General features: G+C 45.6%; 1 protein-coding gene. It reads right to left on the bottom strand.

Features of this window, described 5'->3' with window-relative positions:
* On the bottom strand, positions 1-531 hold a 531-nt coding region (locus tag ACT3T7_RS18415), incomplete at its 3' end, for a YoaK family protein (protein WP_444631928.1).
* Positions 532-616: the final 85 nt, after the last annotated feature.

The raw sequence follows: 616 nt of genomic DNA, 5'->3' as shown, positions 1-616 counted from the left end.
ATTAAAGAAAGACTGAATCAGGAAGTTAAAGGCCATTTGGACAACGAAGGTGACCGCCACGTTGCCATACAGCATGCCATGGCTTTTATGGAACGCATTACCCTGCATACCTGCAATAAAGCTTACGGTATAGGCAATCATTAGCACATTGTGTTCACCTTTCCAGACAAGCCATATCAATACGGCAAGTATCAGAAATTCGAGAAATAGAATGGCGCGGGTAACGATTCTGTGATGGCTTAGCAGATTGGTCATAATGGCACCACAAATAGCCGAGCCAATACCAAACGCAATAACGGAAAGGAAGGGAGCCATGAATTTATCCCAGTTTCCCTGGATAAGCCAATAACCGATTTGTACAACATTACCTGACTGAACCGTTGCAAAGGTCTCTGCATTTGCGAACGTCCATGCGTTCATTGAGCCCGCCATGAACGCAAGCAGGAAGCCAACGAGACGAAGCTCCATTAAGGGGAAACGTATTGCCTCGGGGTGGTCTGGGAGTGGTGTGTGTGATGCTGTGTTAGACATTCAGATATCTCCTTTGCACGCTATAAGCTGTTGTAATAAGGGGACAAAGGCTGAAAACTTATGTAGCAAGAATACGGCATTAGTG

The organism is Halomonas sp. 111, assembly GCF_052379685.1.
GTDB lineage: Bacteria > Pseudomonadota > Gammaproteobacteria > Pseudomonadales > Halomonadaceae > Vreelandella > Vreelandella citrativorans.
This window is presented reverse-complemented; position numbering and strand designations above follow the sequence as displayed.